Origin of the sequence: Nocardia sp. NBC_01377, from assembly GCF_045040005.1 — a bacterium.
GTDB classification, from domain to species: Bacteria; Actinomycetota; Actinomycetes; order Mycobacteriales; family Mycobacteriaceae; genus Nocardia; species Nocardia noduli.
This window is the reverse complement of the sequence record NZ_CP109566.1, coordinates 1,536,034-1,552,658: the sequence shown is the minus strand read 5'-3', so window position 1 is coordinate 1,552,658 and position 16,625 is coordinate 1,536,034. Positions and strand designations below refer to the sequence as shown.

Here is a 16,625-nt window from a genome sequence, read left to right as displayed (position 1 = left end):
CGATCAATTAGCCTGTTCAGTAGAGTTGATCAAGATTTTCCAGTTGAGCAGCAACGAATGCGACCGTCGCCGCTCCTAATCACCAAGAATTCGGCTAATCAAGGCTTCTTCCTCCATCGCAGCTATCGCCGCGATAGCCTGAGAGTGCTCAGAATCTTGGGATATCCCCGTTTCAGCCATAGCCAGAAGAACATTCAGAATTCCATTCTCTGTTAATTTAGATATAGGAATCCCGTTGATAATCTCTCGAATATTAATCTCGCCATCTGCAAGATCTGCTGGAGCATTTCCGCTGATTTGTTGTTGGATGTGTTGGGCGAGTGTGTGGGGTGTGGGGTAGTCGTAGACCGTGGTCGCCGGGAGGCGGAGTCCGGTCGCGGTGTTGAGTCGGTTGCGGGTCTCGACCGCGGTGAGGGAGTCGAATCCCAGTTCCTGGAAGTTGCGTTCGGGGTCGATCGCGTCGGGCCCGTCGTGTCCCAGGACGACCGCGACCTGGGCGCGGATCGTGTCGAGGATGAGCTGGAACTGTTCGGCTGCCGTCAGTCCCTCGATCCGTGCCCGGAGTCCGTCGTGACCGCCGGTGGTATCGGTGACCGCGAGGCGACGCGTGGGTGGGGCCAGTTCACCCAGCAACGGTGCCACCGCCCCGGCACGCGCTCGTGCCGCCAGCACCGACCGGTCCAGGCGCGCCGCGACCACGGCCGGTTCGTCGCCGGTGATCGCGGTGTCGAACCAGGCCAGGCCCTGCTCGGTCGACAACCCCAGCACACCGCTACGGCTCATCCGGTCGAGGTCGGCATGGTCCAGGGCTCCGGTCATCCCGGTGTCGGAGTCCCACAGGCCCCACGCGATCGAGGTCGCGGGCAACCCGTGCGCTCGCCGGTGGGTGGCCAGTCCGTCGAGGAACGCGTTGGCCGCCGCGTAGTTGCCCTGTCCCGGCGCACCCAGCACACCCGCGATCGAGGAGAACAGGACGAACATCGCCAGATCCTTGTCCCGGGTCAGTTCGTGCAGATGCGCGGCGGCGTCGAGTTTGGGCGCGAACACCCTCGCCATCCGGTCCGGGGTCAGTGACGCGATCACGCCGTCGTCGAGCACGCCCGCGGCGTGCACCACACCGGCCAACGGGAAGTCCTCGGGTACCGCGGCCAGCAGCCGGGTCACCTCGTCACGACGCGACACATCACACGCCACGACCCGTACCGTCGCGCCCAGCCCGGTCAACTCCGCCACCAACTGCTCGGCGCCGGCCGCGTCCATGCCCGAGCGACTGGCCAACACCAGCGATCCGACACCGTGTTCGAGGACCAGATGCCGAGCCAGCACCGCACCCAGACCACCGGTACCACCGGTCACCACCACCGTCCCCGAACCCGACACACCCGCCGAATCCGAGTCGGTCCGTTCCGACCCGGTCGATGCGGTCTCGGGCAGGCGTACCAGTCGGGCCGCGTGCAGGATCCCGTCACGGACCACGACCTGTGGTTCGCCCGATGCCACAGCCGCCGCGACCATCCCGATCCCGACTCCGGTGTCGATCCCGGAATCGGTGTCGAGCAACACGACCCGGCCCGGGTCCTCGGACTGCGCCGAACGAACCAAACCCCACACCGTGGTAGCGCCCAGATCGGTGGGCGCCTCCCCAGTCGCACCGACCGCGCCACGCGTGAGCACGACCAACGTGCTCGACGCGAACCTGTTCGAGATCAGCCAGGCCTGCACCGCGACCAACACCTCACACGCCAACACATGCGCACGAGCCACCACACCGGTGTCGGTGTCGGTGTCGGTGAGGTCGAGGACCACGATCGAAGGCATATCGCCGGGGGCGTCATCAAGCCGGTCGGTGAACGCCCGGGCTCCGGTGAACACCTCCACGGCCTCGGTGCTCGCGGTCGAGCCGAGCGCGAGTTGTCCGGTCGTGAGTGGGTTCCAGCGCACGACGTGCAGAGGGTCGCTGGTCGTGGCGGCGACCAACTGTGCGGGGTCGACGGTGCGTGTGACCAGGGACCCGACCGTGAGCACGGGCTGGCCGGTGGTGTCGGTGACCAGGATCGACACACCGTCGGAGCCGTCGGTGGCGGGACGGATACGGGCTCGTACCGCGCCGGCGCCCTCGGCGTGCAGAGCCACCTGCAGCCACGAGAACGGCAACCCGAGACCGGTGCCGGTGTCGGTGTGGGGATCTCGGATCGTGTCGAGCGCCACCGCGTGCAACACCGAGTCCAGCAACGCCGGGTGCATCCCGTAACGGGACCCGTCTCCCCCGGTCTCGGGCAACACCGCCTCGACGAACAACTCCTCCCCACGCCGCCACACCGACCGCAAACCTTGGAACACCGGCCCGTACCCGTAGCCGTGATCGAGCAGGAACTCGTAGGCATCGGTCGCATCGACCGCGATCGCCTCGTGCGGCGGCCACACCGCCAACTCGTTGTCGTGATGTCCCAGATCGTCTGCCCGATCACCGATCAGGCCTTGGGCGTGCATCACCCATTCCCCGGACCCGTCGCGACCGTCCAACCGCGAGTGCACCGACACCGCCCGGTCACCGGATTCGTCGGGACCCGACACCACGATCTGTAGCTGGACCCCACCGGTGGCCGACACCACCAACGGCGTGAGCAGGGTCAGCTCACGCAGTACCGCGCAACCCACCTCGTCACCGGCACGCAGCACCATCTCCACGAAACCGGTACCCGGCACCAACACCACACCACCCACGGCATGATCGGCCAGCCACGGATGCGTCGACAACGACAACCGCCCGGTCAACACCACCCCGTCGGTCTCGGGCAAGACCAGCACCGCCCCGATCAACGGATGATCGGCACCCGACAACCCCAACGACACCGCATCGGTGCCACCGGTGGTGGCCGCGTCGAGCCAGTACCGTCGGCGTTGGAACGCATACGAGGGCAACGACACTCGCTTCGCACCGGGGTAGAGCGTGGTCCAGTCGACCGCGACCCCGGAGGTCTCGAGCGAGGCCGCCGATTTCTGGAACCGGTCCATCCCTCCCTCGTCGCGACGCAGCGAACCGACCACGATGGGAACGGCCCCGTCGTCGCGCTGTTCACCGGCCTCCTCGATGCTGGCCATCAGCAGAGGATGTGGACTGGCCTCGACGAACACGCCGTAGCCGTCGTCGAGCAGGGCTCGCACCGCACGGTCGAAACGCACCGGTTCACGAAGATTCCTGAACCAGTACTCGGCGTCGAGCCCACTGGTGTCGTGTGCCGCACCAGTCACGGTGGAGTAGAACGCCATCTCCGATCGGCGCACCTCGATGTCGGCGAACATGCCGATGAGCCGGTCACGAAGCCGCTCGACCTGCGGGGAATGCGAGGCATAGTCGACCGAGATACGACGCGCACGGATTCCGTCACGCTCACAGTCGGCCAGCAAACTCTCGAGTCGAGCGGTCTGTCCGGATACGACGGTCGTGGTCGGGCCATTGACCGCGGCGACCGCGAGCCCCTCATAGGCACCCAGTCGCTCTTCCACGGCTTCGGCCGGCATCGACACCGACACCATGCCGCCATCCCCGGCCAACTCCACCAACGCTGCCGAGCGCAGGATCACCACGCGGGCGGCATCGTCCAACGACAACACCCCGGCGACATGCGCGGCCGCGATCTCGCCCTGGGAATGGCCTACCACCGCGTCGGCGACGACCCCGACCGATCGCCACAACTCGGCCAACGACACCATCATCGCGAACAGCACCGGTTGCACCACGTCCACCCGATCCAGCGGCGGAGTGTCCGGTTCCCCCCGGACCACCTCGATCAGCGACCAGTCGACCAGCCGGGCGAACGCCTCGTCGCATTCGGCCATCTTTCGCGCGAACACCGGTGCCGAGTCCAACAGCTGCCGACCCATCCCCGTCCACTGCGCGCCCTGACCCGGGAACACCCACACCGTTTTCCCCACCGCACGCACCACACCCGACACCACACTCGCGGAAGGAGTGTTCTCCACCAGCGCGTCCAGGCCCGCGACCAACTCCGCGGTATCGGTGCCGGTAACGACCGCCCGATGCTCGAACCGCGACCGCGACAACAACGACCAGGCCACATCGCCCGGCACCGACTCCGGACGCACCGACACCCACTCCCGCAACCGGGACGCCTGAGCCAGCAACGCCTCACGACTACGACCCGACACCACCCACGACACCACACCCGAACCGGTGTCGGAATCACCGCCGGCATCGGTGTGACTGTGGTTGTGATCCGTACCGTCGTGGCCGGTGACGCGCGGTTCGTCGGCCCGCTCAGGGATTTCGGGTGCTTGTTCGAGGATGACGTGGGCGTTGGTGCCACTGACACCGAAGGAGGACACCCCCGCCCGACGCGGACGACCCCGCCGCGTGGTCCATTCACGGTCCTCGGTCAACAGTCGGACCTGCCCGGCGTCCCAGTCCACGTGCGAGGACGGCGCGTCCACATGCAACGTCCGGGGCATCAGGCCGCGACGCATCGACTCGACCATCTTGATCACCCCGGCCATACCGGCCGCGGCCTGGGTGTGACCGATGTTGGACTTGATCGACCCCAACCACAACGGATCGTCCGCGGGCCGGTCCTGACCGTAAGTGCCCAACAAGGCCTGGGCCTCGATCGGATCACCCAACCGGGTCCCGGTGCCGTGCGCCTCGACCACGTCGACCTCGGTAGCCGCGACCCCGGCGTTGGCCAACGCCTGCCGGATCACCCGACGCTGCGAGGGACCGTTCGGCGCGGTCAACCCGTTACTGGCACCGTCCTGATTGACCGCGGTACCCCGCACCACCGCCAACACCTCGTGCCCACGACGACGCGCCTCCGACAACCGCTCCACCAACAGCACACCCACACCCTCGGCCCACCCGGTCCCATCAGCGGCCTCGGCGAAGGATTTGCATCGCCCGTCCGCGGACAACCCCCTCTGCCGCGAAAACTCCACGAAAGTACCCGGCCTCGACATCACCGTGACACCCCCGGCAAGAGCCAGATCACATTCATTCGAACGCAATGCCTGTACGGCTAGATGCAGCGCCGTTAGTGACGACGAGCAGGCGGTGTCGATCGACACCGCCGGGCCTTCCAACCCCAGCACATACGACACACGACCCGACACCACCGCGCCGGCCGCCTCGCTACCGGGATAGTCGTGATACATCACGCCGGTGAACACGCCGGTGTTGCTGCCACGCAACGTCTCCGGGGCGATCCCGGCGTGTTCCAGGGCCTCCCACACCGTCTCGAGCAACAGCCGCTGCTGGGGATCCATCGCGAGCGCCTCACGCGGGCTGATCCCGAAGAATCCCGCGTCGAACTCGCCCGCCTCGTAGAGGAACCCACCACTACGGGTGTAGGACTTACCCGCCACCCCGGGTTCGGGATCGAACAGTCCCTCCACGTCCCAGCCACGGTCCGCCGGGAAGTCGGCGATCGCGTCCCGTCCCGCGGCCACCAACTCCCACAACGCATCCGGCGAGGACACCCCACCTGGGAACCGACACCCCATACCCACGATCGCCACCGGCTCCGACACCAATTCATTCAGTCGCCTTTGAGTGTCATAAAGCTCGGCAGTAACCCACCGCAAGTTTTCGAGAATCTTCTCTTCAGTAGCCATTTCGCGCCTTCTGGATTTTCTAACGACTTTTGAATTGAGCGTTAATAAAGTCAAGCAACTCATCTCCTGAACCAGAAGACATGATCGCTCGAGCATCCCTTTCCTCAGGCCGATCTTCGATTTCTCGATATTTGTCAATCAAAGTCTCGAGGCGGCGCACAACGCTTCTCGCCGTAGCAGCGTCAAGTGAGAATTGCGCCGATGCAATTTCTATTCGCTCCAGATGCTGAATTACGTTGTAGGAAACAAACTCTGCATCGGTTCCGATTTGTTGTTGGATGTGTTGGGCGAGTGTGTGGGGTGTGGGGTAGTCGTAGACCGTGGTCGCCGGGAGGCGGAGTCCGGTCGCGGTGTTGAGTCGGTTGCGGGTCTCGACCGCGGTGAGGGAGTCGAATCCCAGTTCCTGGAAGTTGCGTTCGGGGTCGATCGCGTCGGGCCCGTCGTGTCCCAGGACGACCGCGACCTGGGCGCGGATCGTGTCGAGGATGAGCTGGAACTGTTCGGCTGCCGTCAGTCCCTCGATCCGTGCCCGGAGTCCGTCGTGACCGCCGGTGGTATCGGTGACCGCGAGGCGACGCGTGGGTGGGGCCAGTTCACCCAGCAACGGTGCCACCGCCCCGGCACGCGCTCGTGCCGCCAGCACCGACCGGTCCAGGCGCGCCGCGACCACGGCCGGTTCGTCGCCGGTGATCGCGGTGTCGAACCAGGCCAGGCCCTGCTCGGTCGACAACCCCAGCACACCGCTACGGCTCATCCGGTCGAGGTCGGCATGGTCCAGGGCTCCGGTCATCCCGGTGTCGGAGTCCCACAGGCCCCACGCGATCGAGGTCGCGGGCAACCCGTGCGCTCGCCGGTGGGTGGCCAGTCCGTCGAGGAACGCGTTGGCCGCCGCGTAGTTGCCCTGTCCCGGCGCACCCAGCACACCCGCGATCGAGGAGAACAGGACGAACATCGCCAGATCCTTGTCCCGGGTCAGTTCGTGCAGATGCGCGGCGGCGTCGAGTTTGGGCGCGAACACCCTCGCCATCCGGTCCGGGGTCAGTGACGCGATCACGCCGTCGTCGAGCACGCCCGCGGCGTGCACCACACCGGCCAACGGGAAGTCCTCGGGTACCGCGGCCAGCAGCCGGGTCACCTCGTCACGACGCGACACATCACACGCCACGACCCGTACCGTCGCGCCCAGCCCGGTCAACTCCGCCACCAACTGCTCGGCGCCGGCCGCGTCCATGCCCGAGCGACTGGCCAACACCAGCGATCCGACACCGTGTTCGAGGACCAGATGCCGAGCCAGCACCGCACCCAGACCACCGGTACCACCGGTCACCACCACCGTCCCCGAACCCGACACACCCGCCGAATCCGAGTCGGTCCGTTCCGACCCGGTCGATGCGGTCTCGGGCAGGCGTACCAGTCGGGCCGCGTGCAGGATCCCGTCACGGACCACGACCTGTGGTTCGCCCGATGCCACAGCCGCCGCGACCATCCCGATCCCGACTCCGGTGTCGATCCCGGAATCGGTGTCGAGCAACACGACCCGGCCCGGGTCCTCGGACTGCGCCGAACGAACCAAACCCCACACCGTGGTAGCGCCCAGATCGGTGGGCGCCTCCCCAGTCGCACCGACCGCGCCACGCGTGAGCACGACCAACGTGCTCGACGCGAACCTGTTCGAGATCAGCCAGGCCTGCACCGCGACCAACACCTCACACGCCAACACATGCGCACGAGCCACCACACCGGTGTCGGTGTCGGTGTCGGTGAGGTCGAGGACCACGATCGAAGGCATATCGCCGGGGGCGTCATCAAGCCGGTCGGTGAACGCCCGGGCTCCGGTGAACACCTCCACGGCCTCGGTGCTCGCGGTCGAGCCGAGCGCGAGTTGTCCGGTCGTGAGTGGGTTCCAGCGCACGACGTGCAGAGGGTCGCTGGTCGTGGCGGCGACCAACTGTGCGGGGTCGACGGTGCGTGTGACCAGGGACCCGACCGTGAGCACGGGCTGGCCGGTGGTGTCGGTGACCAGGATCGACACACCGTCGGAGCCGTCGGTGGCGGGACGGATACGGGCTCGTACCGCGCCGGCGCCCTCGGCGTGCAGAGCCACCTGCAGCCACGAGAACGGCAACCCGAGACCGGTGCCGGTGTCGGTGTGGGGATCTCGGATCGTGTCGAACGCCACCGCGTGCAACACCGAGTCCAGCAACGCCGGGTGCATCCCGTAACGGGACCCGTCTCCCCCGGTCTCGGGCAACACCGCCTCGACGAACAACTCCTCCCCACGCCGCCACACCGACCGCAAACCTTGGAACACCGGCCCGTACCCGTAGCCGTGATCGAGCAGGAACTCGTAGGCATCGGTCGCATCGACCGCGATCGCCTCGTGCGGCGGCCACACCGCCAACTCGTTGTCGTGATGTCCCAGATCGTCTGCCCGATCACCGATCAGGCCTTGGGCGTGCATCACCCATTCCCCGGACCCGTCGCGACCGTCCAACCGCGAGTGCACCGACACCGCCCGGTCACCGGATTCGTCGGGACCCGACACCACGATCTGTAGCTGGACCCCACCGGTGGCCGACACCACCAACGGCGTGAGCAGGGTCAGCTCACGCAGTACCGCGCAACCCACCTCGTCACCGGCACGCAGCACCATCTCCACGAAACCGGTACCCGGCACCAACACCACACCACCCACGGCATGATCGGCCAGCCACGGATGCGTCGACAACGACAACCGCCCGGTCAACACCACCCCGTCGGTCTCGGGCAAGACCAGCACCGCCCCGATCAACGGATGATCGGCACCCGACAACCCCAACGACACCGCATCGGTGCCACCGGTGGTGGCCGCGTCGAGCCAGTACCGTCGGCGTTGGAACGCATACGAGGGCAACGACACTCGCTTCGCACCGGGGTAGAGCGTGGTCCAGTCGACCGCGACCCCGGAGGTCTCCAGTCGTGCCAGCGTCATCGACAAGGTCGAGGCTTCGTCGCGCCCCTTGCCCAGCACCGCGGTCACGGTCGTTTCCACCGGCGATACCGCCGGTTGTCCCGCGTCACCGATGGCGGTGTGGTGGTGTTCGAGGCAGCGATCGATCAGAACGCTGAGCCCACCATCGGGACCGGCCACGACATAGGTGTCGACTCCCGACGCGCGCAGGGTGTCGACACCGTCGCCGAACCGGACCGCTTCCCGCGCGTGCCGCACCCAGTACTCGACCGTGCCGGCACGCTCACCCACGAGCCGCCCGTCCAGGTTCGACACCCACGCGATGGTGGGGTCGGTGAAGGAGATCGTGGCCAGGACCGCCGCGAACTCCTCCAACATCGGAGCCATCAACACCGAATGGAACGCATGCGAGACCGGCAGCCGGTTCACCCGCCGCCCGGCCTCACCCAACCGTGTCACGACCCGCTCGACCGCGATGGTGGTGCCGGAGACCACGACCGCGTTCGGGGCGTTGACCGCCGCGATCTCCACACCGTCCTCCAGCAGCGCGGTGACCTCGGCCTCGGTGGCCTGCACCGCGACCATCACCCCACCCTCGGGCAGAGCCTGCATCAACCGGCCCCGCGCGGCGACCAGACGCGCGGCATCGGACAGGGTCAACGCCCCGGCCACATGCGCGGCCACGATCTCACCGACCGAATGCCCGATCAGATGATCCGGACGCAGCCCATGACTCTCGAGCAACCGCGCCACCGCCACACCCACCACGAACAACCCACCCTGCGCATACAGGGTCCGACTCAACACCGCCTCGTCCTCACCCCACACCACCTCCCGCAACCCCACACCAGCACCCACCCCGGCAGGGCTCCCGCCGGCAGCGGTCAAAGCCTCCTCGAACGCGGTGACGGCCTCGTCGAACGCGGCCCGGAACACCGGAAACACCTCGTACAGACCCCGACCCATCCCCGTCCACTGCGCGCCCTGACCCGGGAACACCCACACCGTTTTGCCCGGCCGCTCGAATCCCGAGAACACAGTGGTATCGGTCGTGCCCGCCGCCAGTGCCGCCGCCCCCGCCACCAGGGTTGCGCGATCGGCGCCGATGATCACGGCACGATGGTCCATTCGTGCGCGTCCTGACGCCAGTGACCAGCCCACATCGCGAGGATCGAGCTCCGGGTTCGCGTTGATATGGGACACCAGGCGAGCCGCCATCGCTCGCAACGCAGGCTCTGAGCGCGCCGACAGGACCCACGGCGCGACTGGGATGGAATTTGAATCATTAATGTGTGCTGGCGATTCCGACTCGATATCGACAGCGATGAGGGGCTGTTCAATGATCACGTGGGCGTTGGTGCCGCTGATACCGAACGAGGACACACCCGCGCGGCGTACGTGGTCGGTCTTTGGCCACGGCATCGCCGATATCGTCAGCTGGACCTGCCCGGTGTCCCAGTCCACCCGCGACGACCGCTCGTCCGCGTGCAATGTCTTCGGCACGATGCCGTGGCGCATCGCCAGTACCATCTTCATCACACCCGCTACACCCGAAGCCGCTTGTGTGTGACCAATATTCGATTTCAACGCGCCCAGCAACACCGGACGATCCAGCGGGCGATCCTGACCGTAGGTTGCCAAGATTGCCTGCGCCTCGATTGGATCACCCAGACGTGTACCAGTCCCGTGTGCCTCCACGACATCCACATCCACCGACGACAGTCCGGCATCGGCAAGACTCCGGCGAATTACTCGCTGCTGCGAGGGACCATTGGGTGCGGTCAATCCATTCGAGGCGCCGTCCTGATTGACGGCCGTACCGCGGATAATCGCGAGTACCTCGTGCCCGCGTCGTCGCGCATCCGACAACCGCTCCAACACCAGCACACCCGCGCCCTCGGCCAACGCGGTGCCATCGGCGCCCTCGGCGAAGGGCTTGCACCGGCCATCCGCGTCCAGGCCGCGTTCCTGGGCGAACCATACGATCTCATCCAGGCTCGCCATCACGGTCACACCGCCCGCGAGTGCCATCGAGCACTCATCCGCCTGCAATGCCCGCACCGCCTGATGCAGAGCCACCAAGCTTGACGAGCACGCGGTATCCACCGATACCGCCGGTCCTTCCAGCCCTAGGACATACGACACACGTCCCGACGCCACACTCAACGGCGTACCGGTCAACTCGTATCCCGACGATTCAGCGTGGACCGACACGCCGTATCCCATGTTGCCTATGCCGACGAAGACGCCGGTATCGCTGCCGCGCAACGAATTCGGGTCGATTCCGCCGTGCTCCAGCGCCTCCCACACCGTCTCGAGCAGAACCCGCTGTTGCGGATCCATCCCCATCGCCTCCCGCGGGGAGATCCCGAAGAAGCCGGCATCGAACCAGCCCGCGTCGTGCAGAAATCCGCCTTCGCGTACGTAGGACTTGCCGGGAACTCCAGGCTCCGGGTCGAACGTGCTCTCAATATCCCAGCCGCGATCGGTCGGGAGCACGGAGATCGCGTCGACTTCGTCGATCAGCAACTGCCACAGGCCTTCTGGAGAGGCGACCCCTCCGGGAAGACGACAGCCCATTCCCACGATGGCCACCGGATCCTCGGACCCCACCACGTGGGTAGCGGGGGCCACCGGTTCGGTCGCGCCGAATGCCGGATCGCTGCGCAATTCGCTCGCGATGAATCGCGCGACCGCCTCTGGTGTCGGGTAATCGAATATCAGTGTCACCGGCAACCGCGCACTCGTCACCAGGTTGAGCCGGTTCCGCATTTCGACTGCGGTCAGCGAATCGAACCCCAGCTCGCGGAAGTTCTGATCCACCTTCACCTCCGAACCACCGTCGAACCCCAGCACCGATGCCACCTCAGCTCGAACCAAGTCCAGGACGGCGGAGATTGCTTCGGCTTCGGTCGCCCTCGCGATTCGCTGCTGGAGTGCGGGCAGGTTGGAGCCCGAGACGGCGGCGGAACGTCGTGGCTGCGGGAACAGTGCACCTAGGAGAGGGGCCAACGTGCCCGTGCGAGCGCGTGACCCCAGGGTTCTGGTGTCGAGTTCGGCTGCGGTCACGCTCGCGCGATCCTGGATTAGGGCGGCATCGAACCATGCGAGGCCCTGTTCGACGCTCATCCCCGTCAAGCCGCCGCGCGCATAGCGGCTGGTGTCTTCAGCACGGAGTCGTGCGCCCATCCCAGAACCGGAGTCCCACACCCCCCATGCAATCGATACCGCTGCCGCGCCCTGCTCTCGCCGGTGCTGCGCGAGCGCGTCGAGGAAGGTGTTGGCGGCAGCGTAATTGCCTTGTCCCGCACCACCGAACACACCAGCGGTCGAGGAGTACAGCACGAACAAAGACAGATCCAGGCCTTGGGTGGCCTCATGCAACCACCACGCGGCATCAGCCTTGGCCGCCAACACAGTATCCAGGCGTTCCGGCGTCAATGTCGACACCATGCCGTCGTCGATCACGCCCGCGGTGTGCACAACTCCCGCCAGCGGTGCCTCTCGCGGCACCGCCGCCAAAACCGCTTCCACCCCGGCCCGGGTCGACACATCACAGGAGACCACCGATACATGGGCACCCAAATCGGTCAGTTCCGCGACCAAATCCTCTGCTCCGGGTGCGGATTTGCCACGGCGTGAGGCCAGAACCAGTGAATGAGCACCGTGAGTGAGTACCAGATGCCGTGCGATCAACGCGCCCAGTCCGCCAGTGCCACCGGTAATTAGGACCGAACCGCTCGACAGTCGCATATCCGGCTCGGCATCGGCGATGGTCGCGGCGGGCAGCCGCGTGAGACGTGCCACATGAATCGCGCCATCACGCACGGCCACCTGCGGCTCTCCGCAATTGAGAATCCGCACGAGGGCAGCGGGGGGCATCTCGGAGGTGCGAGCACCATCGATGTCTGCCAATACGATTCGATCGGGGTCCTCCGATTGCGCCGAGCGCACCAGCCCCCACACCGCAGCGGCCGCCACATCGGTCACCGGCTCATCTGCCACCGCTACCGCTCCGGCGGTCACCACCACCAGCCGACTGTCGGCGAAACGCAGCTCACCAGACCATGCCTGCACGACAGCGAGCGCTTCACGTACGAGACGGTGCGCTCGGTCCGTTTCGTCCTCGCCGGGTTTCCTGCCGCGCAAGTCCAGGACCGCTGCCGAGGGAATCGTCTCCGTGTCGTCGGCCCAAGCCTCGAACGAGGGGAGCGAGTCAAAAGCGAGGATCGTCACCTCGGCCGTCGCGGGTTGATTGGTGTGGTGTGGGATCCAGCTCACCTCCAACAGCCGCTCGCTCTGGGCGCGGACGTCGTCTGGTCGAACCGGGCGCGTTGTGAGTGAGCCAACTGTCAGTACGGGTTGCGTGGCCTCGTCCACGACGCGGATCGACACCGCGCCGGGACCGGATTCCGTGCGTGGGCCGAATGCCAGGTGTGCGCGGACCGAGGTGGCACCCACCGCGTGTAACTCGATGTCCTGCCATGCGAACGGCATGCCTGGTCCGTCGGTGGGATCGTCCGGACTCGAGTCGGCCGCCGTGCTGGCCATCGCCATGCCCTGCAGGACCGCGTCGAGAAGTGCTGGGTGCAGCGCGTAGCCGTCGGTATCCGATCCCGGATCAAGCAAAGCGGCTTCGAGGTAGAGGTCATCGCCTCGCCGCCAGGCCGCCCGCAGACCCTGGAATGTAGGTCCGTAGTCGTATCCGGCGTCGGCGAGGCGATCGTAGTGCTCGTCGAGTTCGATACGCACCGCACCTGTTGGGGGCCAAACACTCAAATCGCCGGCGTGCAAGGTACCGGCGGGGGCCTCTGGAGTAGTGGTCGCTTCGGCGTGCAGGATCCAGGTCGTATCGCTGGACAGGTCCATAGTCACCGCATCCGGACGCGAGTACACCCGAACCGTATGGGCATCGTTGCCGGCCACCGCTCCCACAACGATCCGCACCGCCACCGCGCCCTGCGCGGGCAATACCAACGGTGCATAAATCATCAACTCGGGCACCGCATTGCTACCCATGTGGTCACCGACTACCGACATCCACTCCACGAACACCGCACCCGGGACCACCACCTGTCCGGATACCCTGTGATCGGCCAGCCATGGATGCGAAACCACCGACAGACGAACTGAGAACACGGTGACATCGGAACCGGGCATCGTCATCACCGCCCCCAGCAGCGGGTGCGACGAACCTACCAAGCCCAATGCTTCCAAGTCAGCGATGCCGCTGGGATGCTGCCAGTACCGTCGGCGTTGGAACGCATACGAGGGCAACGACACTCGCTTCGCACCGGGGTAGAGCGTGGTCCAGTCGACCGCGACCCCGGAGGTCTCGAGCGAGGCCGCCGATTTCTGGAACCGGTCCATCCCTCCCTCGTCGCGACGCAGCGAACCGACCACGATGGGAACGGCCCCGTCGTCGCGCTGTTCACCGGCCTCCTCGATGCTGGCCATCAGCAGAGGATGTGGACTGGCCTCGACGAACACGCCGTAGCCGTCGTCGAGCAGGGCTCGCACCGCACGGTCGAAACGCACCGGTTCACGAAGATTCCTGAACCAGTACTCGGCGTCGAGCCCACTGGTGTCGTGTGCCGCACCAGTCACGGTGGAGTAGAACGCCATCTCCGATCGGCGCACCTCGATGTCGGCGAACATGCCGATGAGCCGGTCACGAAGCCGCTCGACCTGCGGGGAATGCGAGGCATAGTCGACCGAGATACGACGCGCACGGATTCCGTCACGCTCACAGTCGGCCAGCAAACTCTCGAGTCGAGCGGTCTGTCCGGATACGACGGTCGTGGTCGGGCCATTGACCGCGGCGACCGCGAGCCCCTCATAGGCACCCAGTCGCTCTTCCACGGCTTCGGCCGGCATCGACACCGACACCATGCCGCCATCCCCGGCCAACTCCACCAACGCTGCCGAGCGCAGGATCACCACGCGGGCGGCATCGTCCAACGACAACACCCCGGCGACATGCGCGGCCGCGATCTCGCCCTGGGAATGGCCTACCACCGCGTCGGCGACGACCCCGACCGATCGCCACAACTCGGCCAACGACACCATCATCGCGAACAGCACCGGTTGCACCACGTCCACCCGATCCAGCGGCGGAGTGTCCGGTTCCCCCCGGACCACCTCGATCAGCGACCAGTCGACCAGCCGGGCGAACGCCTCGTCGCATTCGGCCATCTTTCGCGCGAACACCGGTGCCGAGTCCAACAGCTGCCGACCCATCCCCGTCCACTGCGCGCCCTGACCCGGGAACACCCACACCGTTTTCCCCACCGCACGCACCACACCCGACACCACACTCGCGGAAGGAGTGTTCTCCACCAGCGCGTCCAGGCCCGCGACCAACTCCGCGGTATCGGTGCCGGTAACGACCGCCCGATGCTCGAACCGCGACCGCGACAACAACGACCAGGCCACATCGCCCGGCACCGACTCCGGACGCACCGACACCCACTCCCGCAACCGGGACGCCTGAGCCAGCAACGCCTCACGACTACGACCCGACACCACCCACGACACCACACCCGAACCGGTGTCGGAATCACCGCCGGCATCGGTGTGACTGTGGTTGTGATCCGTACCGTCGTGGCCGGTGACGCGCGGTTCGTCGGCCCGCTCAGGGATTTCGGGTGCTTGTTCGAGGATGACGTGGGCGTTGGTGCCACTGACACCGAAGGAGGACACCCCCGCCCGACGCGGACGACCCCGCCGCGTGGTCCATTCACGGTCCTCGGTCAACAGTCGGACCTGCCCGGCGTCCCAGTCCACGTGCGAGGACGGCGCGTCCACATGCAACGTCCGGGGCATCAGGCCGCGACGCATCGACTCGACCATCTTGATCACCCCGGCCATACCGGCCGCGGCCTGGGTGTGACCGATGTTGGACTTGATCGACCCCAACCACAACGGATCGTCCGCGGGCCGGTCCTGACCGTAAGTGCCCAACAAGGCCTGGGCCTCGATCGGATCACCCAACCGGGTCCCGGTGCCGTGCGCCTCGACCACGTCGACCTCGGTAGCCGCGACCCCGGCGTTGGCCAACGCCTGCCGGATCACCCGACGCTGCGAGGGACCGTTCGGCGCGGTCAACCCGTTACTGGCACCGTCCTGATTGACCGCGGTACCCCGCACCACCGCCAACACCTCGTGCCCACGACGACGCGCCTCCGACAACCGCTCCACCAACAGCACACCCACACCCTCGGCCCACCCGGTCCCATCAGCGGCCTCGGCGAAGGATTTGCATCGCCCGTCCGCGGACAACCCCCTCTGCCGCGAAAACTCCACGAAGTTGATAGGCGTCGACAGCACGGTGACACCGCCGACCAGTGCCATCGCGCATTCGCCCGCGCGTACCGCGGCCACCGCCTGATGCAACGCGACCAGCGAGGACGAGCAGGCGGTGTCGATCGACACCGCCGGGCCCTCCAACCCCAGCACATACGACACACGACCCGACACCACACTCACGGCCCCCCCTGTGAGCCGATACCCCTCCGACCCGGAATCCTCACCGCCATGGGCATACCCGTAGTAAGTATCGGCCACGCCCATGAAGACGCCGGTGTTGCTGCCGCGCAACGTCTCCGGGGCGATCCCGGCGTGTTCCAGGGCCTCCCACACCGTCTCGAGCAACAGCCGCTGCTGGGGATCCATCGCGAGCGCCTCACGCGGGCTGATCCCGAAGAATCCCGCGTCGAACTCGCCCGCCTCGTAGAGGAACCCACCACTACGGGTGTAGGACTTACCCGCCACCCCGGGTTCGGGATCGAACAGTCCCTCCACGTCCCAGCCACGGTCCGCCGGGAAGTCGGCGATCGCGTCCCGTCCCGCGGCCACCACGTCCCACAGCGAATCCGGCGAGGACACCCCACCCGGGAACCGGCACCCCATACCCACGATCGCCACCGGCTCCAACACCCGCGACGTGAGCTCATGATTCTCTGAGCGAAGCTGTTCCAACTCAACTACGGATGCCCGCAGCGCCTCAACAAGCTGTTCGCGCGTAAGCACTAGGTTCCCCTCAAGATTT

At 66.5% G+C, this 16,625-nt stretch carries 2 protein-coding genes; both read right to left on the bottom strand.

Annotation, left to right across the window (positions count from 1 at the left end; translation table 11 throughout):
• Nucleotides 1–75: 75 nt before the first annotated feature.
• Nucleotides 76–5,625, bottom strand: a complete 5,550-nt coding sequence (locus OG225_RS06885) for a type I polyketide synthase (RefSeq protein WP_405180896.1) — start codon at nucleotides 5,623–5,625, stop codon at nucleotides 76–78.
• A gap of 19 nt (nucleotides 5,626–5,644) precedes the next feature.
• Nucleotides 5,645–16,606 carry a type I polyketide synthase gene (locus OG225_RS06880; RefSeq protein ID WP_405180895.1) on the bottom strand — a complete coding sequence of 3,654 codons (10,962 nt, stop codon included), beginning with the start codon at nucleotides 16,604–16,606 and terminating at the stop codon, nucleotides 5,645–5,647.
• Nucleotides 16,607–16,625: the final 19 nt, after the last annotated feature.